A 23,506-nucleotide genomic window follows, 5' to 3' on the forward strand; every position below is an offset into this window, starting at 1 on the left:
ATTTCCTTCGTCTGTAGTGGCCACGAGGTGTGGCGCGAGGGGTGTTTGTGGAGCCATGGTTCGAGGCTAGGGCGGCGCCGGTCGCCGTCGCATCGGGCAACAGTTGTATTCGCCAGATGCACGCACCAGCAGCAATGGGTGTTTTGACCCACTGACCGAATGCTGTGAAAAGCCGTTCGGACGCGCACCACAAGGGACCGCCCGTGTCAGTTCAGTCCGTTTTGATAGGTATAGGCGGTCGCGGCGGCGCGCGAGGTGACACCGATTTTGGCGAAAATATTGCTCAGGTGGCGGGCGACAGTTTTCCGGCTCAACGACAGGTTTGCTGCCACCTCTTGATTTGTCAGTCCGCCCGCGACGAGTCGGAGCACCTCGGTCTCCCGGGCGGACAGACCGTCCGGGAGTGGTGGCGTTGGTTGCGTACACCCGAGCAATTCGTCGATGTGCTTCACATCCGGTACCGCGCCCAATCGGGCGAACACCGCACGACAGGTTGTCCATTCGAGGCGAGCGGTGTCCTCGTCGCCGACCGCACGACATGCCAATCCGATCAGCTGGTGGCTGCGCGCGGCCTCGTACGGCATGTCGAGGTCCGACCAGATTCGCATGGCGGATCGCAGGTCGGTGAGTGCGCGTCCGGGGTCACCGTCGCCGAGTCGCACTGCACCCGCCGCATGTGCGGCCGCGGCCCAGACCGACGGTGGGTCACCGTCGGATGTGATGGCAAGTTCTTCGGCGGCCGACCGTGCAAGTTCGAGGTCGTTTGAGAGCATCGCGATCTCGGCTTGGGCCGCAAGCAGTTTCGCCCGCGTGAGGCGGTCCGAGGGATGTTCGACCAGCGCACGTGAGATACCGGCCGCGGCCGCGTCGACCTGGCCTTCCGCGGCGCGCAGCAGCGCCAAACCGGGCTGCACATCCAAGCCGCAGCCGCCGGCGTGCCCGAACGCCTCTTCCGCGGCAGGGAGATCACCGACCAGTCGCCGGATCTCGCCGACCTGGTACCAGGCCTGGCCGGTGTCTATGGCAACGCTTCCGTTCTGCTCCACACAGGCCCGCCGCGCTTCGCGTTCCGCGTTCGTCCATTCTCCGTGCAGGCGCATGAGCCGGGATCGGTGCATCCGGCACGAGCCGGTGATCGCGGTGGCGCCGTGCTGCGTGCGCAACCAGTTCTCGAATGCGGAGGTCCACGCGCTGGCGCGGCCGAAGTCCGAGAGGTGGTCGCACACGGTGATCGAGCTGCAGTAGATCCACCAGGAGCTGGTTGCATTGAGCTCGTGGGCAACAGCGGCGACCATTGCCTCGTCGAGCAAGGTGGTTCCACCGATTACGTCGCCGAGCGCGACGAGGGTGCGGCCCGCCTGGTGCAGGCTGATGTTCACCAGATCGGGATCGGCAAAACGCGTGCCGATCGTGGTTGCCCGACGGGCTTTGTCGAGGGAGGTGTCCAGATTGTGTCGTTGGAAGTTTGCCTCGGCCTCGGCGATGCACAGGTAGCCATGCACCGCGCACTCCGGTTCCTCGTGTAGCAAGCGGTGCGCGCGGCCGAGCCACCCCAGGGCAGAAGGGACGTCACCGCGCATCAAAAACACGAGGTGAATCCGGAACGCGCACATCGCGGCGCCGCGATTGTCGCCGGTGCTCACCAGTTGGCTGTAGATCCGGCTGCGCGCCTGCACACTTTTCTCGGTCCGGCCGGTGAAGTGGGCAGACTCGGCGAGTGCCTCCAGATCGTCCGGACCCAAGGTTGTCGATTCGTCCGCGCTGTTGAGCAGCGTGTATGCCTCGTCCCAGACCCGTTTCCGGTAGGCGGCACGACCGCGCCCGAGATCATGGACCAAGACCATGCCATCGACAGTTCACCGCTTGACGCGCGAACGCAAGAGATCGCACCGCCGAACTCGGTTGAAATCGCTCCCGCCGTGCAAGCGAGCGCGAACGTCAGATCTGATTCAGAACATCTCTTGTCAATTCGAGTTGGCCCAGATGCTGGGCCAACTCGCGCTGTAGGTGCATGAGGACCCACTCGGGAGATGCCGTCGCGGCCTCATTGCGCGTGGACCCGGTTGCGGCCCGGTCGCGGAGGCCTTCGGCGATCGCGATGGCGACCCATTCCGGTAGCCGTGCACGAACTGCGTCGACCCGTTCGATCAACTCCGCCACCGGTCCGGTTGCAGTGAACTCGGCGTCGCGGTCTCGCGGGATCTTCAGGCCGGCGATGACCGAACCGGCCCAGTATTCGATGACGCCAACACAATGAAAGACGATGGCGTACGGGCTGTTTGCGCCCGGCAGAGATGGTCTGGTGTTGGCGCGATCGTCGCCGAGCCCGTCGATGATCGCCACCATCGCGTCCAACGTCTCGCCGCAGACCGACAGCATCGCCTCGGCAAGCGGTTTGGTTTCCGATGTCTTCACCGTCAACCAACTACCACGGATACGGCTCGAAGTCCTTCAGGAAGCAGCCGTACAGGTCGATGCCGGCTTCACCCTGCACGATGGGGTCGTAGACGCGGGCGGCGCCGTCCACGAGGTCGAGTGGTGCGCGGAAACCTTCGTCGGCGAGGCGCATCTTGCTGGTGTGTGGCCGCTCGTCGGTGATCCAGCCGGTGTCCACCGCGGTCACCAGGATCCCGTCCTGATAGAGCTCACCGGCACTGGTGCGGGTCAGCATGTTCAGCGCCGCCTTGGCCATGTTGGTGTGCGGATGCCCAGGACCCTTGTATCCGCGGGAGAAGATCCCCTCCATCGCAGAAACGTTCACCACGTACTTGCGCCGAGACGACGACGCCTTCATCGCCGGGGTCAGCCGGGACAGCAGGATGAACGGCGCCACGCTGTTGCACAGTTGCACTTCGAGCAATTCCAGCGGATCGACCTGATCGACGGTCTCGACCCAGCTGTTGCTGTCGACAAGGTCGGGGAGCAGTCCGCCTGCGTCGATCGCCGTGCCGTCCGCGATCCGGGCGGGAGCCGAGGAACCGGCTGTCATGGCCAGTGCGGCGAGCGCTTGGGCCGCGGCCTCACTATTGCCGCCGGAGGCCAACGCATGCGGGTGCAGTTCACTGCTGTCACCCATCGTCAGCAGCGGCACCGTCGCCGCCGAGCCGGTCAGTGGGGCGAGTTCGGCGTCGGCCAGTGAGCTGTAGGCGCCGGGGGAGCGGCGGACGGTCTGCGCGGCGTTGTTGACGAGGATGTCGAGCGGACCCTGCGCGGCAACCGAATCTGCCAGGGCAACCACCTGCGCCGGGTCGCGGAGATCGATCCCGACGACGTTGAGGCGATGCAGCCACTGATCGGAATCCGGTTGGCGGGCGAACCGCCGTGCGGCATCGCGTGGGAAACGGGTGGTGATGGTCAGTTCTGCGCCATCACGGAGCAACATCAGAGCGATGTACATGCCGATCTTGGCGCGGCCACCGGTGAGCAGCGCCCGACGACCGGTCAGATCAGCGTGCTGCTCGCGCTTGTGCCGATTGGCCGTCGCACATTCCGGGCAGAGCTGATGGTGGAAGGCGTCGACCTGCGTGTATTCAACCTTGCAGATGTAGCAGTTCTGCGGCCGGATCAAGGTTCCGGCACTCGTCCCGGGCGCACCCGTCAGCGGCAGACCCGCGGTCTCGTCGTCGATCCGGTCCGGCGATCCGGTTGCCGTGGCGGACAACACCTTTCGGTCGGCATCCGAACGAATCTGATTCCGTTCCTTCCGGCGGTTGCGCTTGGCGTGCTTGAACATCTGCGCCACCGCGCGCTGCACCGCCACCGAGTCCGGATGCAGAGCATCGAGCTCGGTGACCTGGTCGAGGACGCGGCGGAAGACCGCCATGTCGGCGGCATCAATGAATTCGGTGGGTACGTCGTGCACGGTTAGCCAGTGTAATGGCTGCTCAGTAGTGTCTCGGACCGTTGACGCCAGGCAGCACCACCTGACGGCGTTCGGGGCCACGACCGGAGCCAACAAAAAATCCCCGACCAGAAGGTCGGGGATTTCTCTAAGAGTGTCCGAGGGGGGACTTGAACCCCCACGTCCGTTAATAGGACACTAGCACCTCAAGCTAGCGCGTCTGCCATTCCGCCACTCGGACTCGTTTCGCTCTGCCAGAAACCTCTCTGTCAGCGCTGGACAACATTAACCGACTCTGAGCCCGCAACCCAAATCGCCTGTACAGAGCCGTTTTGTTCGTAGATTTGCTACGAACGGATCCATGGACGCCACCACCATCGTATGCCGCATCTGCGCGGACGAACGACAGTACGTCTCGCCCTACGGACAGCTATGGCAATCTCCGCTGGGATCCGATCGGGTTCATCGATGACGACGCTGTTGAAGCGGTGCGGGCCGCGGGTCCGCTGACGGCGATCGCAGCCAGTCATCCACACATGTTCGGGGCACAGGTGGAATGGTCGCGGGCACTGGGCGACGTACCGGTCCTGGTGGCCGAATCCGATCTGGAATGGGTCGCACGCCGCGACCGGGCCATCGAACCGTGGAGCGGCGACCTGGCGGTCCTTCCCGGGGTCACCCTGAGTCAGCCCGGCGGACACTTTCCCGGCAGCGCCATCGCCCACTGGGACGCAGGCGCCGGCGGACATGGGGTGAGGCTCAGCGGGGATACGGTGCTGCCGAATCCCGATCGCAGCAGCGTCAGCTTCATGCGCCGCTACCCCAATCGCATTCCACTGTCCGCCGCGGTGGTCGAGCGCATCGCCACCTCGTTGTGCCGATTCGATTTCGATCAGCTGTACGGAAACTTCGCCGACCACATCGCCGCCGACGCCCGAGCGATCGTCAGATCTTCGGCTGATCGCCACATCGGCTGGGTGCGAGGCGATTTCGACCATCTGACCTGAATCAGGTCCGGAAAGACGGCTCGAACTGAGCTAGCCGGACCCGGTCGCCCGGGCATCGGTGGAGGCATTCGTGGTGATAGGAATGAGCAGGTGAACCCCAACACGCCTGCCGCCACCGAAGAAGTGGTGGACCTCGTCAGCAAACTCATCCAGTTCGACACCAGTAACACCGGCGAGCTGGCCACCACCAAGGGTGAGGCCGAGTGCGCCCGGTGGGTGCAATCCAAGCTCGAAGAGGCCGGATACGAGACCGAGTACGTCGAGTCGGGACAGCCGGGCCGGGGCAACGTGTTCGCGACATTGGCGGGCGCCGATCGTGCCCGCGGAAAGCTGCTCCTGCATTCGCATCTCGATGTGGTTCCGGCGCAGCCGGAGGACTGGAGCGTGCATCCGTTCTCGGGGGCGATCGAAGACGGCTATGTCTGGGGTCGCGGCGCGATCGACATGAAGGACATGGTCGGCATGGCGCTGGCGCTGGCGCGGCAGTTCAGAAGGGCAGGCACCACACCGCCCCGCGACATCGTGTTCGCCTTTCTCGCCGATGAGGAGGCCGGGGGCAAGTGGGGTTCGCACTGGCTGGTCGATCACCGGCCCGACCTGTTCGAAGGTGTCACCGAAGCCGTGGGCGAAGTGGGCGGATTCTCGCTGACCGTCGACCGGCCGGACGGTACCCAGAAGCGTCTCTACCTGGTTGAAACCGCGGAAAAGGGCCTGGCCTGGATGCGCCTGACCGTAACGGCCACAGCCGGACACGGCTCATTCCTCCACGACGACAACGCGGTCACGATTCTCGCCGAAGCCGTCGCCAAGCTCGGCAGGCATCAGTTCCCTTTGGTGATGACCGAGTCGGTCTCGCAGTTCCTGGCCGCGGTCTCCGAGGAGACCGGCTTGTCGCTGAGCCCGGACACCCCGGACCTGGAGACGGCGCTGTTCAAGATCGGCAGCATCGCCCGGATCATCGGCGCAACACTGCGAGACACCGCCAACCCGACGATGCTCCAGGCGGGCTACAAGGCGAACGTCATCCCGCAGAGCGCCACCGCTGTGGTCGATTGCCGAGTGCTACCCGGACGTCAGGCCGCGTTCGAGGCCGAGGTCGACGAATTGATCGGTCCCAACGTGACCCGTGAATGGATCACCAAACTCGACTCGTACGAGACGACGTTCGACGGTCATCTCGTCGATGCGATGAACGACGCGATCCTTGCGCACGACCCGCAGGGCCGGACGGTTCCCTACATGCTTTCCGGCGGTACCGACGCAAAAGCGTTTGCCCGCTTGGGGATTCGCTGCTTTGGCTTCGCACCGCTGAAGCTGCCCACCGAACTCGATTTCGCCGCACTGTTTCACGGTGTCGACGAACGGGTGCCGGTGGAGTCGTTGCTGTTCGGGACCGAGGTGCTCGAGCACTTCTTGATGCACAGCTGAGCCCGCCGCTGCGCGCAGTTCGGCTCGCCGACAATGAACATGTCGGCCACATCCCCGACCCACCTCAAGCATGATGGTGGGGCCACCTACGGAAAGGACGCGAACAACGATGTCGAGGTACAACCCGTACGACGCACTGCCGAAGCTTCCCGGCTTCACCCTGACCTCCGAGAGCATCACCGACGGAGCCGCACTGGAGAATCCTCAGGTGTCGGGAATCATGGGAGCCGGTGGTGAAGACATTTCACCGCAGCTGACCTGGTCCGGTTTCCCACCGGAGACCAAGAGCTTTGCCGTCACCGTGTACGACCCCGAGGCGCCCACCGCGTCAGGCTTCTGGCACTGGGCGATCGCAGACATCCCGGTCTCGGTCACCTCTCTCGCCGCCGGCGTTTGCGACGGTGCCGAGGGTTCGTTGCCGTCCGGGGCCGTTGCCCTGAACAACGATGCGTCCGTGCCGCGATTCATCGGCGCCGCACCGCCTCCCGGACATGGCACGCACTACTACTACACCGTGGTCCACGCGGTGGATGTCGAGAGCCTGGGACTGCCCGACGGCGCAACCCCGGCGTACCTGGGGTTCAACCTGTTCAGCCACGCGATCGCACGTGCGATCATCACCAACACCTACGAGCGCTGACCGGCGAACCGACAGCGTCGTAAACCCGGCAGTTCCAGCCATTTCCACCCGTACGACAGGTGGAAACAGCTGGGACTGCCGGGTTTTCGGTTCAGTGCTTGGGTGCGGCGATGCCGACCGCGTCCGCGATGGAGCGGTATCCGGCCGCACGCACCCGCTGCGCCAGTCCCTGGTGAATCAGCTTGACCCACAAGGGGCCACCGTAGATGAAACCGGTGTACGCCTGAATCAGTGACGCACCGGCGCAGATCCGTTCCCAGGCCTGGTCGACGGTTTCGATACCACCGACGCTGATCAGGGTGATCTGTCCGCCGACCCGGCCGTACAGACGCCGCAGCACCTCGAGTGAACGATCAGCGAGCGGCGCCCCGGAGAGTCCGCCTGCACCGATGCTCTCGACCTCGGATGTGGGCGTGGTCAGACCTTCGCGACTGATCGTGGTGTTGGTGCAGACGATGCCCGCGAGCCCCAATTCGACCGCGAGATCGGCGATCTGATCGATGTCGTCGTCGGCCAGATCGGGGGCGATCTTCACCAGGACCGGAATGTCGACGGCTTCGGTCACCGCGGACAGCAACGGACGCAGCGCCGACACCGCCTGCAGATCCCGGAGTCCGGGCGTGTTGGGAGAACTCACGTTCACCACGAGGAAGTCGGCAAGGGGACCAAGCAGTCGGGCACTGATCAGATAGTCCTCGACGGCGTCTTTCGGCTCGACCACCTTCGTCTTGCCGATGTTGGCGCCGATCGGAACCAGCGATGTTGTCGTCTTGCGGTGACGCAACTGGTTGGCGGCGGCGCCCGCACCATGGTTGTTGAAACCCATCCGGTTGATCAGAGCCCGGTCGGCAGGCAGGCGGAACAACCGCGGAGCCGGATTGCCCGGCTGGGCCTGGCCGGTGACGGTGCCGATCTCGGCAAAACCGAAACCGAGCGCGCCCCAGGCGTCGATGGCCTCGGCGTTCTTGTCGAAGCCCGCCGCAAGCCCGAGGGGTGCGGGGAAGTCGAGCCCGAACACCTCGGTTCGTAGAACCGGATCATCGGTCACGAGCATCCGCCGGGCCAGGATGCGCAGCGGCTTGAACCGCCCGGTCCACGAGATGGCCTTCGCCGTGATCGTGTGGATCTGCTCTGGTGGCACCAGGAACATCAGGGTGAGAAGCCACCGGTACAACCGGCGGTAGACAGTAGCGATCACGCGCTCATTCCAGTATCGGGTTCATCGGTGGACGCCGGTCGCGGACGGCGACGGCGCAGCAGGACCTTGCGACTGCCATCGGGGTACAGACGTACCCGGGAAAGTTCCCAACCACCGAATTCGGCTTGGATCGACAAGCGCATGGAGGCGGTCACCCGGGTCACATCTGGCGGTAGGCGCAACGGGACGTATTCGTAGTCGTCGGTCGACATGTCCCATTCCCGTGGAAAGCCACGGCTGCGCGTGCCTGCCAAAGTCTCAGCTCACCTCACTGCTGATCGGGGTTGATGATCTGCAATCCGCCACCATCGGCGGACAACAGATACACCGTCCCGGTATCGGGGTCGACCACCATCGAGTTGGCCTGCGGAACGGTCTCGAACTGCTTCACCTCGACCGGGGTTCCGCTGGCGAGTTCGTACGCCGTGACCTTGTTGTTTCCGGTGGTCGCCACCCACGCCAGGTCGCGGGTGTCGTCGTAGTCTACGGCGTAGGGCCCGAATGCCACGGGATGCCGGAACTTGTTGACGAGCGGCTCGCCGAAGAACGCGAGGAACTCCCCGCCCTTGGTGTCGGTTGTCAGGAACCGGCCATAGTGATCGACAGTGAGGTTCGTCGCACCGTCGCCCGAGCGCAGCGACACGCCGAGATCGCGGTCGTCCACGTCGACCTCGGTCACCGACGACTGTGCGCGGTCGAGCACAACCACCTGTCCGTCGTGTTCGGCGATCTCGTCGACCCGGACGAATCCGGTGATGGTGTCGAGTATTTTGCCGTCGGGATCGACCACCAACAGACTGCCGTTGTCGGTGCCGACGAGGGTGTCGCCGTCAGAGGTGACGATGGCCGACAACGGTGTGCCCGGGACATCTGTGCGGACCGTGTCACCGGTGGCCGAATCGATCGTCACCAGGGCGCCGGGAATCAGTACCTGAAGTTTGCCATCCTTGAAGGTTCCGAAGGCAATTGCCTTGTCGCTCAACGAGACTGTGCGCGAGGGTGCATCTCCTGGGGCCAGGCCCCCGGTGGGGTAGAACAGGACCGATCGGCCGTCATCCGAGAGCAGTGCCAACTGGTCGGTCCCGGGGCACAGGGCCATCGCGGTACCGGCGTTCGGTACCGGCACCACCACGCCCGCCGGAGGGGTCGCCGGATCAGCCGCGGGTGCGGCGATGGGGGTCTGCGGAGCGATGGTCGGAACATCGGGCGTATCACCCGAATCTGAGCATCCCGACAACACCAGCGCGGCGGCCGCCATCGCTACGAACAGAGATTTACCGCGCACATTCATGCCACCCATCTTCCTTGTTCGCTCACCGCGCCATGCCACGGGGGCGGCGGTGTCGCAACTCGAGGAGTTGACCAAGGTTTCCCGTAGCATCGGCCCCCGTGAGCGACACCATGACGTGGGCCCAATCGATAGTCCTTGGGGCCGTACAGGGATTGACCGAATTCCTGCCGATTTCTTCCTCCGGTCACCTGCGCATTGTCTCCGAGATCTGGTTCGGTGAAGATGCCGGTGCATCGTTCACCGCGGTCACGCAGCTGGGCACAGAAGCCGCCGTGCTGGTGTTCTTCGCCAAGGACATCGTGCGCATCATCGCGGCGTGGTTCCGGGGGATGTTCAACAAGGACGCCCGCGACCTCGACTACCGAATGGGCTGGTATGTGATCATCGCCACCATTCCGATCGGTGTCCTCGGTCTGCTCTTCAAAGACGAGATCCGCACCGGCGCCCGCAATCTCTGGTTGGTGGCGAGCATGCTGATCGTCTTCTCCGTGGTGATCGCCGCCGCCGAGAAGATGGGCCGCAAAGAACGTCCGATCGAAAAGCTCACCACCCGCGACGGGATCATCATGGGCCTGGCCCAGTGCCTGGCACTGATCCCCGGTGTTTCGCGTTCCGGCGCCACCGCCAGCGCGGGTCTGTTCCTCGGCCTCAAACGTGAAGCTGCGGTGCGCTTCTCGTTCCTGTTGGCGATTCCCGCGGTGACCGCGTCGGGATTGTTCAGCCTGCCCGACGCATTCAACCCCACCGGCGACGGCATGGAGTCGTCCGGCATGCAGTTGCTGGTCGCAACCCTCGTCGCGTTTGTGGTCGGCTACGCCGCCATCGCATGGTTGCTGAAGTTCGTCGCGAACCATTCGCTGTACTGGTTTGTCGGTTATCGCGTGCTGCTGGGTCTGCTCGTCTTCGGGCTGCTCGCCGGCGGCGTGATCAGCGCGACATGATCTGCTGCTGCAGCGCTTCGACGTGCGACGACGCCTTCGCGCCGAGTCGGACAACCAGCCTGACGCATAAGGTATGACACGTGACGGTCATATTGCTTCGACACGGACGATCAACGGCGAACACCTCGGGCGTGCTGGCCGGCCGCTCGACATCGGTTGGCCTCGACGACCACGGACAGTCCCAATCCGCCGGCCTGATCGAACGCTTCGTCGGCCTGCAGAGTCCGGTTGCGGTTGTCCGCTCGCCGCTGCTGCGCTGCGAGCAGACGGTGGCGCCGCTCGTTGGCCACTTCGAGTGCCCCGAAATCGTGGACGAGCGGTTGATCGAGGTCGATTACGGTCAGTGGACGGGACGCCCGATCAAAGAACTCCTCTCGGAACCGCTCTGGCGGGTGGTGCAACAGCAGCCGTCCGCAGCGATCTTCCCTGACGGCGAGGGCCTGGCACAGGTCCAGGCCAGGGCGGTGGCCGCGATCCGGGAACTCGACGCCCGATTCTCCGGGGAGGACGGTTCGGGAATCTGGATCGCCTGTACGCACGGCGACGTCATCAAGGCCGTCCTCGCCGATGCGATGGGCATGCATCTGGACGCATTCCAGCGGATTGTGGTCGAACCCGCGTCCGCCAGCGTGGTCCGGTACAGCCTGGCGCGGCCGTATGTGCACGCGGTCAACTGCACCTCGACCCTCCCATCGATCCCGGCACAGCCGAAACAGTCCGAAAAGTCCGAGAAGTCCGGGCACAGCCACCCCGACGATGCCGTTGTCGGCGGTTCCACCGGGACCTGAGGGCCCGATCGCGCGGTCGCCGCGACACCAACCGACAACGCCTTGGGCGAACCAGCCCCGATTGGGGATAATCAACTTCAGGAGAACGGAGGTGCCATGGCCAGAGCGATACACGTCTTCCGCAGCCCGGACCGTTTCATAGCCGGAACGGTGGGCCAGCCCGGTGACCGGACCTTCTATCTACAAGCCATCCACGAGACGCGTGTCATCAGCGTCATGCTCGAAAAGCAGCAGGTCCAGATACTCGCCGACCGCATCGGCGCCCTGCTCGAAGAGGTACACCGCAGATTCGGGACACCGCTGCCTGCAGAACTGGCACGCGTCGAAGACCTGAGTCCGCTTCTGATGCCCGTCGACGCCGAATTCCGCGTGGGCACCATGGGCCTGGGATGGGACTCCGAATCCGAGGCGGTCGTGGTCGAGTTGCTCGCCATCACCGAGGGCGAATTCGACGAGAGTGTTGTCCTCGACGACACCGAAGAGGGCCCCGACGCGGTCCGGGTGTTCCTCAGCACCGGTGCTGCCCGCGAATTCGCGGCCCGATCGAGTCGGGTCATCTCCGCCGGTCGCGAGCCGTGCCCGCTGTGCGGCGATCCACTCGACTCCGACGGACACATCTGCGTCCGGACCAACGGGTACCGCCGCGAGGCCACATTCGGCCCTTCACTCGAGTTCATCGACCCCGATCTGTTCAACGATCCGACCATGCTCGACGAGGACGATCCCGACGACCCCTCCGGTCCGGATACCGGTGACGAGTCCGGCCGGTGACAGCGACAACGCCGACCGGCGACCGGCCTCTCGATGTGCCGCTCATCCTGACCACCGGCGAACTCGAACTGATCGGACAGATCCGCAACGCCAGCAACGCCACCCTCGTCTGCGACGCCGTTGTCGGAGATCAGCAGGTCCGTTGCGTTTACAAGCCGGTCCGCGGGGAGCAACCACTCTGGGACTTCCCGGACGGCACCCTCGCCGGTCGCGAAGTGGCGTCGTATCTGGTTTCCGACGCCCTCGGCTGGTCGGTGGTCCCGATGACTTTGCTCCGCGACGGACCATTCGGTCCCGGCATGGTGCAGCGGTGGATCGACACACCCGAACCTGCCGACGGATTGCCGACCCGCCTCGACCTGGTCGACCTGTGCTCACCGGACCTGGTGCCCGAGGGATGGAAACTGATCCTGTCCGCGGTGGACTCTCGTGGGGAAGACGTGGTGCTGGTCCACGCCGACGATCCACGGCTGCAGCGAATGGCGGTGCTCGACATCCTCATCAACAACGCCGATCGCAAGGGCGGACACGTCCTGGAAGGCCTCGACGGCCAGGTGTACGGCGTCGACCACGGCATCTGCATGCACACCCAGGACAAACTTCGGACCGTCCTGTGGGGCTGGGCGGCTGAATCCATCCCGGCGCATCTGCTCGAGGACGTCACCGGCCTGCTCGAGATGTTGCGCAGCGAGGACTCGCCGCTGCGTGATCAACTCGCCGAATTGATCACACCAGCCGAGGTGGCAGCACTCATCAACCGCACCGCCACGTTGGTCGAAACACCGGTGATGCCGCAGGCCGATCGGTCGCGGCCCATCCCGTGGCCCGCTTTCTGACCTGTTCTGGTCGGCCCCGAGAGCGCGGGTCCGCGGTCCGCCCATAAGGTGGACATCATGCAGTCGTGGTCTGAAACCGTCGTTCCCGTCGTACCCGGTCAGGGTCCGGCATTGAGGCTCTTTGACACTTCGGATCGGCAGATCCGTCCGGTGGTGCCAGGCAAGACCGCAACGATGTATGTGTGCGGGATCACTCCTTACGACGCAACGCATCTCGGGCACGCCGCCACCTACCTCACGTTTGATCTCGTCAATCGGGTGTGGCGCGATCTCGGACACGATGTGCACTACGTCCAGAACATCACCGACGTCGACGACCCGTTGTTCGAACGGGCCGAGCGGGACGGCATCGACTGGGTTGCTCTGGGATCGCGTGAGACCGACCTGTTCCGCGAGGACATGGCGGCGCTGCGGGTGCTGCCGCCGCGCGATTACATCGGTGCAGTTGAATCGATCGACGAGGTCGTCGAGGTCGTCGGCAAGCTCCTGGCCTCGGGCGCCGCCTATATCGTCGACGATGAGCAATACCCCGACGTCTATTTCCGCGTCGACGCGACCGAACAATTCGGATATGAGTCGGGCTACGATCTGCCGACCATGCAGCGCTTCTTCGCCGAACGCGGCGGCGATCCCGACCGGCCCGGCAAGCGCAACCCGCTCGACGCACTTCTGTGGCGCGCCGCACGCGAGGGCGAGCCGTCCTGGGAGTCACCCCACGGACCCGGCAGGCCCGGCTGGCACATCGAATGCACGGCAATCGCTTTGAACCGGATCGGAGCCGGCTTCGACGTCCAGGGCGGCGGTAGCGACCTGATCTTCCCGCACCACGAGTTCTCCGCAGCCCACGGTGAGGCGCTGACCGGGGCCCGTCGGTTCGCAAAGCACTACGTACACACCGGCATGATCGGGCTCGACGGTGAGAAGATGTCGAAGTCGAAGGGCAACCTCGTCTTCGTCTCCAAGCTGCGCGCCACCGATGTCGATCCCGGTGCCATCCGGCTCGGCCTGTTCTCCGGTCACTACCGCACCGACCGGCCGTGGACCGATGAGGTGCTTGCCGAGGCCGTGGCGCGCCTGGAACTGTGGCGCAAAGCTGCCGCCTGCGAGTCCGGACCCGACGCCGCACCGACCATCGAGCGACTGCGCCAGCATCTGACCGACGATCTCGACACCCCCAAAGCACTTGTCTCGATTGACGCCTGGGCCCACGACACGTTGGGCGGGCTCGGTTCGGTGTCGTCTGCGCCCGCCGACGTGGCGGACGCGGTTGACGCGCTCCTCGGTGTGCGCATCGCTCCGCTTGGGTAAGGTTCCACATCGTGGCCAAAGCTCAAGAGATCGATCCCGATACAGCTGTCGGTGTGTGGGCGGTGACGACGCGAACGTCGACCTATCTGCTGGATTTCGGTGAGATGACCTTGCTTCGTGCACCGGGCGTTGGCAACAACGGTGACGAGGCCTGGGCTGTGAGCCAGCTCCGCCGGGATTCCGAGGACATTCCGTTGCTCGGGGTGAAGTCGTGCCGGGTAGGGGAGTCGGCGCAGTTCTGGGTCCGGGCCGCCGAAGACCCGGACGTTCGAACCTGGCGTATCACAACACCTGTCGTGTCGATCGAACGGATCTCCTGACCCGTCGAGCGTGCGGTCAGGTCCAGATGTGGATCTGACCGTCGTGAACCTTCGCTTGAAAGACCGGTAGCGCCTCGATGTCGGTGCCGTTGGTGCAGCTGCCGTCGTCGAAGGAAAACGTGTACTGGTGCAGTGGGCACATCACCTTGGTCGCGTCGGTCTGACCGTCGGCAATCGGACCGCCCTTGTGCGGGCAGCGGGCTCCCAGTGCGCGGACGGATCCGTCGGACATCAGGAACACCGCAACCTGTTGTCCGTCAACCACATAGGTACGTCCTTCCCCCACGGTCAGATCGGTGATCGAACCAACCACATTCGACACCTCGGCTTCGGTCGTCATCGTATGGTCGAGCTCCGTCTCCGGCTTCGTCTCCGTCATCGAACCGGCACCAGGGGGAGCTTGATCAGTGGCAGCGACGGTTCGAATTGTGCGGGCGACTTCGGTTCGAGTCGTTCCTTCCACGGGTCGGTGTAGGCGGCCGCCGATGCGGAGATCCGTTCGAACAAGCCGTCCACCAATCCATCCCGGTCGTCGATGAGAATTGCCCGCAGCTCCTCGATGCCCACCCGCGGCACCCACGCGTAGGTGCGTTCGAGCCACTTGGCCTGTTCGCGGTAGTACTGGATGAACACACCGCAGATCCGCAGAACCTCGTCGACCCCCACCGCAGTGGTGAGCAGGTCTCCCTTGCGGATGTGCGCACCGGCCGCGCCGCCGACGTAGATCTCCCAGCGGCCGTCACCGACCGCGACCACGCCGAAGTCCTTGCACAGGGCCTCGGCACAATTCCGGGGACATCCGGTGACGGCCAGTTTCAGTTTCGCTGGGGCTTCCAGTCCCTGATACTTCTCCTCGATTGCGATACCCAATGCGGTCGAGTCGTCGAGCCCGAAGCGGCAGAAGTCCAGGCCGACACAGGTTTTGACGGTACGGAAACTCTTGCCGTAGGCGTATCCCGACGGCATGTCCAGATCGGCCCAGACCTTGGGAAGATCTTCTTTGCGGATGCCGAGCAGATCGATGCGCTGGCCGCCGGTGACCTTCACCATCGGAATGTTGTATTTGTCTGCGACATCGGCGATTCGGCGCAACTGCGCGGGGTTGGTGACTCCGCCCTTCATTTGCGGGACCACCGAGAAGGTGCCATCGCGCTGGATATTGGCGTGGACACGGTCGTTGATGAACAGCGCGCCGCGTTCGTCCTCCCAGTCGGCGTCCCAGATGATCCGGAGCAGCGATGCCACCGGCATCTTGGCGGTCACGTCGTCACCATCCGGGGACAGTGCGCCGAGCACCGCCGACACCGACCGCAGGTTCAGCTCTCGAATGCGGTTCATCAGTTCAGGTTTGGCCAACGGGATCGACGGTACATACCAATCCGCCGACGGATCGACGGCCAATTCGCCTCCCGCCGCGCAGGCCACGATGTCGCCGACCAGACCCTTGCAGGAACCGCAGCCCTTGCCTGCCCTGGTCTTCGCCACCACTTCGCCGACCGTCTTGGCTCCGGCGTGAACACAGGCGACGATGTCGCCCTTGGTGACTCCGTTGCAGTTGCAGACCTGTACATCGTCGGAGAGCTCGGCAGCGCCGGTTTGCGCACTCGGCGTACCCATGTCGAAGAGCATGCTGATGCGCTCATCGGGCAGCGCAACCTTGTCGTCGAAGGCCTGGGTCAGGAAGTTGACCTTGCTGATGTCGCCGAGCAGCATCGCACCGATCAGCTTGTTGTCCCGGACGACCACCGACTTGTATGTGCCACTGCGCGGTTCGTAGAACTGGACGAACTCGTCGGTGTCGCGCTCGGGTCCCTTGACACCCATCGCCGCGACATCGACACCGGCCACCTTCAGCTTCGTCGTCAGCCGCGACCCGTGGTACGCCGCATCGGGGTTCGACCCCGTCAGGACATCGGCCAGGACACCGGCCTGCTCCCAGAGCGGGGCCACCAGGCCGTAGACCTCACCGCGGTGCTGACAGCATTCGCCAACCGCATAGATTGCGCCCTCGTCTTCGCACCGCATCTGATCGTCGACAACGATTCCGCGTTCGATGACCAGCCCTGCGGCGCGGGCCAGTTCGACATTGGGCCGGATACCGGCGGTGACGACGATCATGTCGGCGGGCAGGCTGGTGTTGTCGTTGAACCCGACGCCGGCGACGGCACCGTCTTCGGCGCGGAGCACCGCGGTGGTCCGCTTGGAGGTGTAGACGCCCACTCCGAGCTCTTCGATCTTGTTCCGCAGCACCCGCCCGCCGCGCTCGTCGAGCTGCTGGTTCATCAGGTGGCCGGGGGAGTGCACCACGTCGACGTCGATGCCCTGGGTCCGCAAGCCGTACGCCGCCTCGAGTCCGAGCAGGCCGCCTCCGATGACCACGGCGCGGATCCCGTCGCGGGACAGTGCCATCTGCAACATGCCGTTGGTGTCTTCGATGGTGCGGAAACCGAACACCCCACGCGCCAGCCTGCCGTCGGCCTCGCGCAGGCCGTCCATGTTGGGGAAGAAAGTGTTGCTGCCGGTGGCGATCACGAGCACGTCGTAACCGATGCTGCGGCCGCTCTCGCACGTGACGATCTTGGCGAATCGGTCGACGGCGACGGCGCGATCGCCGGCGTAGAGCCGGACATCGTTTTCCCGGTACCAGGCCATCGGGTTGAGCATCAGGTCGTCGTCGTCGATCGAACTCTCACCGGACAGGACGTGCGAGAGCATGATCCGGTTGTAGTTGCCGTACGGTTCGTCGCCGATCATCGTGATCTCGAACTGTGACCCGCCGCCGCGCTGCAGGATCTCCTCGACGGTGCGGGCGCCGGCCATACCGTTGCCGATCACCACCAGACGTTGGCGCTGCTGAGCTGCCGACATCAGAACTGCACGAATCCGAAGTCGACGACGATTTCTCCGGTGCAACCCTCCGGTGCGGCGAACACCAACTCGAGAAGACTGTCGGGGTCGACGTCCTCGACCACACGCAGCGGCACGTTCACCGATGATTTGGCGCCCATCGGGAACCATCGCATGGGCTGCTGATCACGCAGCAGGGTCACATAGACGAGTTCGTCGGAGCTGTTGCCGCCACGGAAGTAGAGCGGCTGGACGGTCATACCGGCCGGGACCTGGTAGGTCAGTGACGGATCCAAGGGGGCTGCCTTGGTCAGGCCGCTACCGGTGAAAGAGAAGACACCCTGCAGGAACTTCGGTGTACTGGACATGCCGCCACTAAACGTGAGCCCGATGAACCAGCACTTTCAGCGGGGTTACGAGTCCATTGTCAGGATCTCACCGCGTTCACAGCACGTCGGTGATCAGGCCCCAAAGCTCCCGCCGGGACCACGTCTGCGCAGGTAACGCTCGAATTCTGCGGCCAGTGCGTCTCCGTCGATCTTCGAGAGTGTTTCGTCGACACTGACCTCGGCATCGCCGCGTTCTTCGAGTCCGCGGACGTAATCCGAGATTTCGTCGTCGTCCTCGGTCATCTCGGTGACCGCGCGCTCCCACTCCTCGGCCTGCTGCGGCAGCTCGCCGAGCGGAACCTCGACGTCGAGAACCTCTTCGAGTTGGCTCAGCAGTGCTGCCGAGGCCTTCGGATTCGGTGGCGTCGACACATAGTGGGGGACCGCTGCCCAGAACGAGATGGCCGGGATACCGGCCGCCACGCAGGCGTCCTGCAGGATGCCGGTGATCCCGGTCGGACCCTCGTAGCGGCTCTCCTCGAGCTTGAACTGCTTGGCCGATTCGGCGCTGTACGCGGCACCGGTCACCGGGACCGGTCGGGTGTGCGGGGTGTCGGCCAACAATGCGGCCAGGATCACCACCGTCTCGACCTCGAGTTCTCGGGCGATATCCAAGATCTCCGCACAGAATCCGCGCCACCGCATGTTCGGCTCGATTCCGCGCAACAGGACGATATCTCTGTCGGAGCCGGGCGGCGTACAGTACGAGATCGAGGTGGTCGGCCAATCGATCCTTCGGGTGACCCCATCGATCTGCTTGATCGAGGGCCGGTTCACCTGAAAGTCGTAGTAGTCGTCTGAATCGATCTCGGCGAGCGGTACTGCGTCCCAGACCAGTTCCAGGTGCTCCACGGCTCCACTGGCCGCATCGCCGGCGTCGTTCCAACCCTCGAAGGCAGCAACCAGCGTGGGGCGGCGCAACTGTGGGAGGCTTGCGCTCTGCTCGGCGTTCACTGAACCAGCCTACGACCGAACCCCAATTGAGAGCGAACTACCCTGATAACCATGTCCAGTGCCACACCGCAGTCCTTCGATACGGAATTACTCACCGCGATGAGTAAACGCGTCTTGATCGGTGACGGTGCCATGGGAACCATGCTGCAGGCCGCGGATCTGACGTTGGACGATTTCCTCGGTCTCGAAGGCTGCAACGAGATCCTCAACGCCACCCGGCCAGACGTGCTCCGCGAGATCCACCGCGCCTATTTCGAGGCGGGGGCGGATGCGGTCGAAACCAACACCTTTGGCTGCAACATGTCGAATCTGGGCGACTACGACATCGGCGACCGGATCCGCGAACTCGCGTTCAAGGGAACGAAGTTGGCCCGTGAGGTCGCCGACGAGGTCGGCCCCAGCGCCGACGGCACCCCGCGGTTCGTCCTGGGCTCCGTCGGTCCCGGCACCAAGCTGCCCACCCTGGGTCACACCACGTTCGCCTCGATTCGCGACGCCTATTACGAATGTGCCGCCGGCATGCTCGACGGCGGAGCCGACGCCATCCTGATCGAGACGTCGCAGGACCTGCTTCAGGTCAAGGCCGCCATCCTCGGATCACAGCGGGCCATGGCCGACCTCGAGCGACGGATTCCGATCATCGCCCACGTCACCGTGGAGACGACCGGAACGATGCTCCTCGGTTCGGAGATCGGTGCGGCCCTCGCAGCCCTCGAGCCCCTTGGCATCGACATGATCGGGCTCAACTGCGCCACCGGCCCCGCGGAGATGAGTGAACATCTGCGGTACCTGAGTAAGCACGCACAGGTGCCCGTCTCAGTGATGCCCAACGCCGGACTGCCACAGCTCGGCCCGAATGGCGCCGAGTACCCGCTCACGCCCGAAGAGCTCGCCGCCGCCCTCAGTGGTTTCGTCAGCGAGTTCGGACTGTCCTTCGTCGGCGGCTGCTGTGGCACCACACCCGAACACATCCGGCAGGTGGCCGAGGCCGTCGCCGGTGTGCAGAAGGCCGAGCGCAGACCCGAACACGAGGCCGAGGTCTCGTCGCTTTACAGCGCGGTGCCGTTCACCCAGGACGCCTCGATCATGATGATCGGTGAGCGCACGAACTCGAACGGATCCAAGGCGTTCCGAGACGCCATGTTGTCAGGGGACTATCAGAAGTGCCTCGACATCGCCAAGGACCAGACCCGCGACGGTGCGCACATGCTCGACCTCAACATCGACTACGTGGGCCGCGATGGTGCCGCCGACATGTCGGCGCTCGCGAGCAGACTCGCCACGTCGTCGACGCTGCCGATCATGCTCGACTCGACCGAGCCCGAGGTCATCGAAGCCGGACTCGAGCACCTCGGTGGCCGGTGTGCGGTCAACTCGGTCAACTACGAGGACGGCGACGGCCCCGACTCCCGCTTCACCAAGATCATGAAGCTGGTCAAGACCCACGGCGCTGCCGTGGTCGCCCTCACCATCGACGAAGAGGGTCAGGCCCGCACCGCCGAGTGGAAAGTCCGCATCGCCGAGCGGCTGATCACCGACATCACCGAGAACTGGGGCCTGAAGGAAGAGGACATCATCATCGATGCCCTCACCTTCCCGATCTCGACGGGTCAGGAAGAGGTCCGCAAGGACGGCATCGAGACGATCGAGGCCATCCGCATCCTCAAGGAGACCCACCCGGAGGTGCATTTCACCCTCGGTATCTCCAACATCTCGTTCGGTCTGAACCCGGCTGCACGCCAGGTCCTCAACTCGGTGTTCCTGCACGAGTGTGTGCAGGCCGGCCTGGACACCGCGATCGTGCACGCGTCGAAGATCCTGCCGATGTCGAAGATCCCCGACGAGCAGCGCGACGTCGCGCTCGATCTGATCTACGACCGCCGCAGTGAGGGCTACGACCCGCTGCAGAAGCTGATGGCCCTCTTCGAGGGAGTGTCGGCGGCGTCGGCCCGCGAGAGTCGTGCGCAAGAACTCGGCAGGCTGCCGCTCTTCGAACGCCTCGAGCGTCGCATCGTCGACGGTGAGCGTGCCGGACTCGAAAACGATCTCGACGAGGCGATGACCCAGAAGCCACCGCTCGAGATCATCAACGTGACCCTGCTGTCCGGCATGAAGACCGTCGGTGAGCTGTTCGGTTCCGGCCAGATGCAGCTCCCGTTCGTCCTTCAGTCCGCGGAGGTCATGAAAACTGCTGTGGCACACCTGGAACCGCACATGGAGGCGACCGGGGAAGACGGCAAGGGCCGGATCGTCCTCGCGACCGTCAAGGGCGATGTCCACGACATCGGCAAGAACCTCGTCGACATCATCCTGTCCAACAACGGCTACGAAGTGGTCAATATCGGTATCAAGCAACCGATCTCGACCATTGTCGAAGTTGCCCAGGACAAGAACGCCGACGTCATCGGGATGTCCGGGCTGCTGGTGAAATCGACCGTGGTCATGAAGGACAACCTCAAGGAACTCAACAGCCGCGGTCTCGCGGAGAAGTATCCGGTGCTCCTCGGTGGTGCCGCGTTGACCCGTTCCTACGTCGAGAACGACCTGAGCGAGACCTACGAGGGCGACGTGCACTATGCGCGCGACGCTTTCGAGGGCCTGCGGTTGATGGACGACATCATGCTGGTCAAGCGTGGTGGCGGTCTCGATCCGAACAGTCCCGAGGCCATCGCGGCGGCGGAGAAGACGGCCGAGCGCAAGGAACGTCACGCACGTTCGAAGCGCATCGCCGAAAAGCGCAAGGCCGAAGCCGAACCGGTGGTGGTCCCGGAACGATCCGATGTTGCGGCCGGTCTACCGGTCCCGACACCGCCGTTCTGGGGTTCTCGCATCGTCAAGGGCATTCCGGTCGCCGAGTACCTCTCATTGCTCGACGAACGCGCATTGTTCTTGGGGCAGTGGGGTCTTCGCGGAGCCCGCGCAGGCGAAGGACCGAGCTACGAGGACCTTGTCGAATCCGATGGCAAACCGCGCCTGCGTTACTGGATCGATCGGCTGGCGACGGAGAACATCCTGCAACATGCCGCGGTGGTCTACGGGTACTTCCCGGCGGTCAGCGAGGGCGACGTGGTGCACGTGCTCACCGAGCCGCGTCCCGATGCGCCCATCCGGCACAGTTTCGAGTTCCCGCGTCAGCAACGCAGCCGGTTCCTGTGCATCGCCGACTTCATTCGTTCGCGTGAAGAGGCCATCGAAACCGGCCAGGTCGATGTGTTGCCGTTCCAGTTGGTGACGATGGGTCAGCCGATCGCCGATTTCGCGAACAAACTGTTCGCGGCGGACGCTTATCGCGATTACCTCGAAGTCCACGGCATCGGTGTCCAGCTCACCGAGGCATTGGCCGAGTTCTGGCACCGGCGGATCCGCGAGGAACTGCGCTTCGGTGACACCAGTGTGGCGTCGGAGGATCCGGAAGACACCCTGGAATTCTTCGACCTCAAATACCGGGGTGCCCGGTTCTCGTTCGGGTACGGGGCCTGCCCGTCCTTGGAAGATCGCGCCAAGATGATGGATCTGCTCGAACCCGAGCGCATCGGCGTGGTGCTCTCCGAGGAGCTGCAGCTGCATCCGGAACAGTCAACCGACGCGTTCGTCCTGCATCACCCGGAAGCGAAGTACTTCAACACCTGAGTACCGGTTGCACTCAGGCTGAGTGCAACCGGTGTTTTCGGGTCCGAAGTGTTCAACACTCGGTGGCATGACTTCAACAGTTTCCGCCGCCAGTGCCATCACCGATGCCGAACTCGACGAGCGCTTCGGGCCGGTCTTCGAGACGATCGCCGCGGGGGCCACGGCACGTGAGGTCGATCGGCGCCTCGCGCACGAAGAAGTACATCTGCTGCGTGAGGCCGGACTCGGTGCGCTGCGCGTACCGGTCCAATTCGGTGGCCTCGGAGCCACTGTGCGCCAGCAGTTCCGGCTGCTGATCGATCTGGCTGCCGCCGAATCGAATCTGCCGCAGGCACTTCGGGTGCACTTCAGTTTTGTCGAGGATCAGCTGCTGGCCCCGCCCAGCGTCGAGCGCGATACCTGGCTGCGTGCGGTGGCCGGTGGCATCCTGGTCGGCAACGCCATCACCGAACCCGGTGTCGGCGCGGTGGACCGGTATCAGACCCGATTGACCCAGCGGGACGGCAAGTGGATTCTGAACGGCACCAAGTACTACAGCACCGGCTCGCTCTACTCGAACTACATCCTGGTGGCGGCCGACGACGACGGCGAGCGGGTATCGGTCCTGGTGGACGCCGACGCCGAGGGCGTAACCCAGCACGACGACTGGGACGGTTTCGGACAACGCCTGACCGCCAGCGGCACCACTGAATTCAACAACGTCGTTGTCGCCCCGCAACGAATCCTGGGTCCGGGCTACGGTGGCGCCGGCAAGACCTACGGAACCTCCTACTTGCAGTTGGTGCATCTGGCCGGACTTGCCGGCATCGCGCAGCGTGCCACCTCGGACACTGCCGAGTGGGTTCGCAACCGCACCCGCTCGTATACCCATGCGGCAGCGGATCTTCCCCGCGAGGATCCACTGGTTCAGCAGGTGATCGGCAAGTTGTCCGCCGCTGCGTTCACCGCACGCACCTCTGCTCTGGCTGTCGCGGACATCCTCGACGAGGTCCTGGCCGCCGGTAGCGGTGTCACCCCGGAGCAACTCGATCGCGCCGAACTCGCCGCGTCGCAGGCGCAGGTCACTTCGGTCGACATCGTGCTCCGGGCGACCAACGAACTCTTCGAGGTCGGCGGCGCGTCGATCACCTCGGAACAGCTACGCCTAGACCGACATTGGCGAAACGCCCGCACCATCGCGGTCCACAATCCGACCATCTTCAAGACCCGCGCCATCGGTGACCACGTCCTCAACGGCACCGAACTGCCCTATGCCTGGAGTGCAGGCAACCGCTAGTTGTCTCCAAAATCGCGTGATGTTTCTATTGATAGCGCCGG

The 23,506-nt window shown here is 64.4% G+C and carries 21 protein-coding genes and 1 tRNA gene; 11 read left to right on the forward strand and 11 right to left on the reverse strand.

From position 1 onward, the window contains the following. Positions 1-206: 206 nt before the first annotated feature. From AC1TQG_RS19110 to AC1TQG_RS19125, 4 genes are all read right to left on the reverse strand, one after another. Entirely contained in the window at positions 207-1,844 is a 1,638-nt protein-coding gene (locus tag AC1TQG_RS19110; protein WP_482139410.1) for a LuxR C-terminal-related transcriptional regulator, read from the reverse strand. A gap of 94 nt (positions 1,845-1,938) precedes the next feature. Next, positions 1,939-2,415 (reverse strand): mycothiol transferase, encoded by a 477-nt coding sequence (locus AC1TQG_RS19115; RefSeq protein WP_482139411.1) that lies wholly within the window; start codon positions 2,413-2,415, stop codon positions 1,939-1,941. 10 nt (positions 2,416-2,425) lie between these two features. Further along, entirely contained in the window at positions 2,426-3,823 is a 1,398-nt protein-coding gene (locus tag AC1TQG_RS19120) for an SDR family NAD(P)-dependent oxidoreductase (RefSeq protein WP_482139919.1), read from the reverse strand. 173 nt (positions 3,824-3,996) lie between these two features. Continuing rightward, positions 3,997-4,082: transfer RNA gene (locus tag AC1TQG_RS19125), tRNA-Leu, on the reverse strand. Between the two features lie 295 nt (positions 4,083-4,377). Between AC1TQG_RS19125 and AC1TQG_RS19130 the strand changes: the two genes are divergently transcribed. The 3 genes from AC1TQG_RS19130 (at position 4,378) to AC1TQG_RS19140 (ending at position 6,916) form a co-directional block, all read left to right on the forward strand. After that, positions 4,378-4,848, forward strand: a complete 471-nt coding sequence (locus AC1TQG_RS19130) for an MBL fold metallo-hydrolase (RefSeq protein WP_482139412.1) — start codon at positions 4,378-4,380, stop codon at positions 4,846-4,848. A gap of 90 nt (positions 4,849-4,938) precedes the next feature. Then, a complete protein-coding gene (locus AC1TQG_RS19135) occupies positions 4,939-6,276 on the forward strand; it encodes a M20/M25/M40 family metallo-hydrolase (protein ID WP_482139413.1) in 1,338 nt (445 codons plus the stop codon). Positions 6,277-6,385: 109 nt separating this feature from the next. After that, positions 6,386-6,916, forward strand: coding sequence for a YbhB/YbcL family Raf kinase inhibitor-like protein (locus tag AC1TQG_RS19140; protein WP_482139414.1), 531 nt, complete (start codon positions 6,386-6,388; stop codon positions 6,914-6,916). A 91-nt stretch (positions 6,917-7,007) separates the two neighbouring features. Here AC1TQG_RS19140 and AC1TQG_RS19145 read toward each other — a convergent pair whose 3' ends face one another. Genes AC1TQG_RS19145 through AC1TQG_RS19155 form a run of 3 tightly spaced genes read right to left on the reverse strand, consistent with a single transcriptional unit; the run spans position 7,008 to position 9,405 of the window. Then, a complete protein-coding gene (locus AC1TQG_RS19145) occupies positions 7,008-8,090 on the reverse strand; it encodes a quinone-dependent dihydroorotate dehydrogenase (protein WP_482139920.1) in 1,083 nt (360 codons plus the stop codon). Between the two features lie 20 nt (positions 8,091-8,110). Further along, positions 8,111-8,326 carry a DUF5703 family protein gene (locus AC1TQG_RS19150; RefSeq protein ID WP_482139415.1) on the reverse strand — a complete coding sequence of 72 codons (216 nt, stop codon included), beginning with the start codon at positions 8,324-8,326 and terminating at the stop codon, positions 8,111-8,113. A 56-nt stretch (positions 8,327-8,382) separates the two neighbouring features. Continuing rightward, positions 8,383-9,405, reverse strand: a complete 1,023-nt coding sequence (locus AC1TQG_RS19155) for a YncE family protein (RefSeq protein WP_482139416.1) — start codon at positions 9,403-9,405, stop codon at positions 8,383-8,385. A gap of 98 nt (positions 9,406-9,503) precedes the next feature. Between AC1TQG_RS19155 and AC1TQG_RS19160 the strand changes: the two genes are divergently transcribed. From AC1TQG_RS19160 to AC1TQG_RS19185, 6 genes are all read left to right on the forward strand, one after another. After that, positions 9,504-10,346 (forward strand): undecaprenyl-diphosphate phosphatase, encoded by an 843-nt coding sequence (locus tag AC1TQG_RS19160; protein WP_482139417.1) that lies wholly within the window; start codon positions 9,504-9,506, stop codon positions 10,344-10,346. Between the two features lie 80 nt (positions 10,347-10,426). Next, positions 10,427-11,134, forward strand: a complete 708-nt coding sequence (locus AC1TQG_RS19165) for an MSMEG_4193 family putative phosphomutase (RefSeq protein WP_482139418.1) — start codon at positions 10,427-10,429, stop codon at positions 11,132-11,134. A 96-nt stretch (positions 11,135-11,230) separates the two neighbouring features. Beyond that, a complete protein-coding gene (locus AC1TQG_RS19170) occupies positions 11,231-11,905 on the forward strand; it encodes a DUF3090 domain-containing protein (RefSeq protein ID WP_482139419.1) in 675 nt (224 codons plus the stop codon). After that, positions 11,902-12,741: an SCO1664 family protein gene (locus AC1TQG_RS19175; RefSeq protein WP_482139420.1), complete on the forward strand. Its 840-nt coding sequence runs from the start codon at positions 11,902-11,904 to the stop codon at positions 12,739-12,741. The genes AC1TQG_RS19170 and AC1TQG_RS19175 overlap by 4 nt, the downstream gene beginning before the upstream one ends. 57 nt (positions 12,742-12,798) lie before the next feature. Then, the gene (mshC, locus tag AC1TQG_RS19180) at positions 12,799-14,049 is read left to right on the forward strand and encodes a cysteine--1-D-myo-inosityl 2-amino-2-deoxy-alpha-D-glucopyranoside ligase (RefSeq protein ID WP_482139421.1); all 1,251 of its coding nucleotides are present in this window, start codon (positions 12,799-12,801) and stop codon (positions 14,047-14,049) included. 11 nt (positions 14,050-14,060) lie between these two features. Continuing rightward, positions 14,061-14,369, forward strand: coding sequence for a hypothetical protein (locus tag AC1TQG_RS19185; protein WP_482139422.1), 309 nt, complete (start codon positions 14,061-14,063; stop codon positions 14,367-14,369). Positions 14,370-14,385: 16 nt separating this feature from the next. Here the strand turns inward: AC1TQG_RS19185 and AC1TQG_RS19190 are convergent, their stop codons facing one another. The 4 genes from AC1TQG_RS19190 to AC1TQG_RS19205 form a co-directional block, all read right to left on the reverse strand. After that, complete coding sequence (locus AC1TQG_RS19190; protein WP_482139922.1) at positions 14,386-14,709, reverse strand: Rieske (2Fe-2S) protein; 324 nt, start codon at positions 14,707-14,709, stop codon at positions 14,386-14,388. Positions 14,710-14,744: 35 nt separating this feature from the next. After that, positions 14,745-17,237, reverse strand: a complete 2,493-nt coding sequence (gene nirB, locus AC1TQG_RS19195) for a nitrite reductase large subunit NirB (RefSeq protein WP_482139423.1) — start codon at positions 17,235-17,237, stop codon at positions 14,745-14,747. Continuing rightward, on the reverse strand, positions 17,237-17,584 hold the full coding sequence (locus AC1TQG_RS19200; RefSeq protein ID WP_482139424.1) for a molybdopterin oxidoreductase: 348 nt from the start codon (positions 17,582-17,584) through the stop codon (positions 17,237-17,239). The genes nirB and AC1TQG_RS19200 overlap by 1 nt, the downstream gene beginning before the upstream one ends. A gap of 93 nt (positions 17,585-17,677) precedes the next feature. Next, the gene (locus AC1TQG_RS19205) at positions 17,678-18,559 is read right to left on the reverse strand and encodes a PAC2 family protein (RefSeq protein ID WP_482139425.1); all 882 of its coding nucleotides are present in this window, start codon (positions 18,557-18,559) and stop codon (positions 17,678-17,680) included. A gap of 51 nt (positions 18,560-18,610) precedes the next feature. Here AC1TQG_RS19205 and metH point away from each other — a divergent pair, with 51 nt between their 5' ends. Both metH and AC1TQG_RS19215 read left to right on the forward strand, forming a co-directional pair. Next, positions 18,611-22,189 (forward strand): methionine synthase, encoded by a 3,579-nt coding sequence (gene metH, locus AC1TQG_RS19210; protein ID WP_482139426.1) that lies wholly within the window; start codon positions 18,611-18,613, stop codon positions 22,187-22,189. 67 nt (positions 22,190-22,256) lie between these two features. Continuing rightward, positions 22,257-23,465: an acyl-CoA dehydrogenase family protein gene (locus AC1TQG_RS19215; RefSeq protein WP_482139427.1), complete on the forward strand. Its 1,209-nt coding sequence runs from the start codon at positions 22,257-22,259 to the stop codon at positions 23,463-23,465. Positions 23,466-23,506: the final 41 nt, after the last annotated feature.

Source organism: Williamsia sp. Y844 (genome assembly GCF_056786475.1).

Bases quoted from the DNA above. Each gene is read 5' to 3' on its own strand.
- AC1TQG_RS19110 (WP_482139410.1), bottom strand. From the start codon at position 1,844: ATGGTCTTGGTCCATGATCTCGGGCGCGGTCGTGCCGCCTACCGGAAA.
- AC1TQG_RS19120 (WP_482139919.1), bottom strand. From the start codon at position 3,823: ATGGCGGTCTTCCGCCGCGTCCTCGACCAGGTCACCGAGCTCGATGCT.
- AC1TQG_RS19130 (WP_482139412.1), top strand. From the start codon at position 4,378: ATGTTCGGGGCACAGGTGGAATGGTCGCGGGCACTGGGCGACGTACCG.
- AC1TQG_RS19140 (WP_482139414.1), top strand. From the start codon at position 6,386: ATGTCGAGGTACAACCCGTACGACGCACTGCCGAAGCTTCCCGGCTTC.
- AC1TQG_RS19150 (WP_482139415.1), bottom strand. From the start codon at position 8,326: ATGTCGACCGACGACTACGAATACGTCCCGTTGCGCCTACCGCCAGAT.
- AC1TQG_RS19155 (WP_482139416.1), bottom strand. From the start codon at position 9,405: ATGAATGTGCGCGGTAAATCTCTGTTCGTAGCGATGGCGGCCGCCGCG.
- AC1TQG_RS19170 (WP_482139419.1), top strand. From the start codon at position 11,231: ATGGCCAGAGCGATACACGTCTTCCGCAGCCCGGACCGTTTCATAGCC.
- mshC (WP_482139421.1), top strand. From the start codon at position 12,799: ATGCAGTCGTGGTCTGAAACCGTCGTTCCCGTCGTACCCGGTCAGGGT.
- AC1TQG_RS19190 (WP_482139922.1), bottom strand. From the start codon at position 14,709: ATGACGACCGAAGCCGAGGTGTCGAATGTGGTTGGTTCGATCACCGAT.
- nirB (WP_482139423.1), bottom strand. From the start codon at position 17,237: ATGTCGGCAGCTCAGCAGCGCCAACGTCTGGTGGTGATCGGCAACGGT.
- AC1TQG_RS19200 (WP_482139424.1), bottom strand. From the start codon at position 17,584: ATGTCCAGTACACCGAAGTTCCTGCAGGGTGTCTTCTCTTTCACCGGT.
- metH (WP_482139426.1), top strand. From the start codon at position 18,611: ATGTCCAGTGCCACACCGCAGTCCTTCGATACGGAATTACTCACCGCG.
- AC1TQG_RS19215 (WP_482139427.1), top strand. From the start codon at position 22,257: ATGACTTCAACAGTTTCCGCCGCCAGTGCCATCACCGATGCCGAACTC.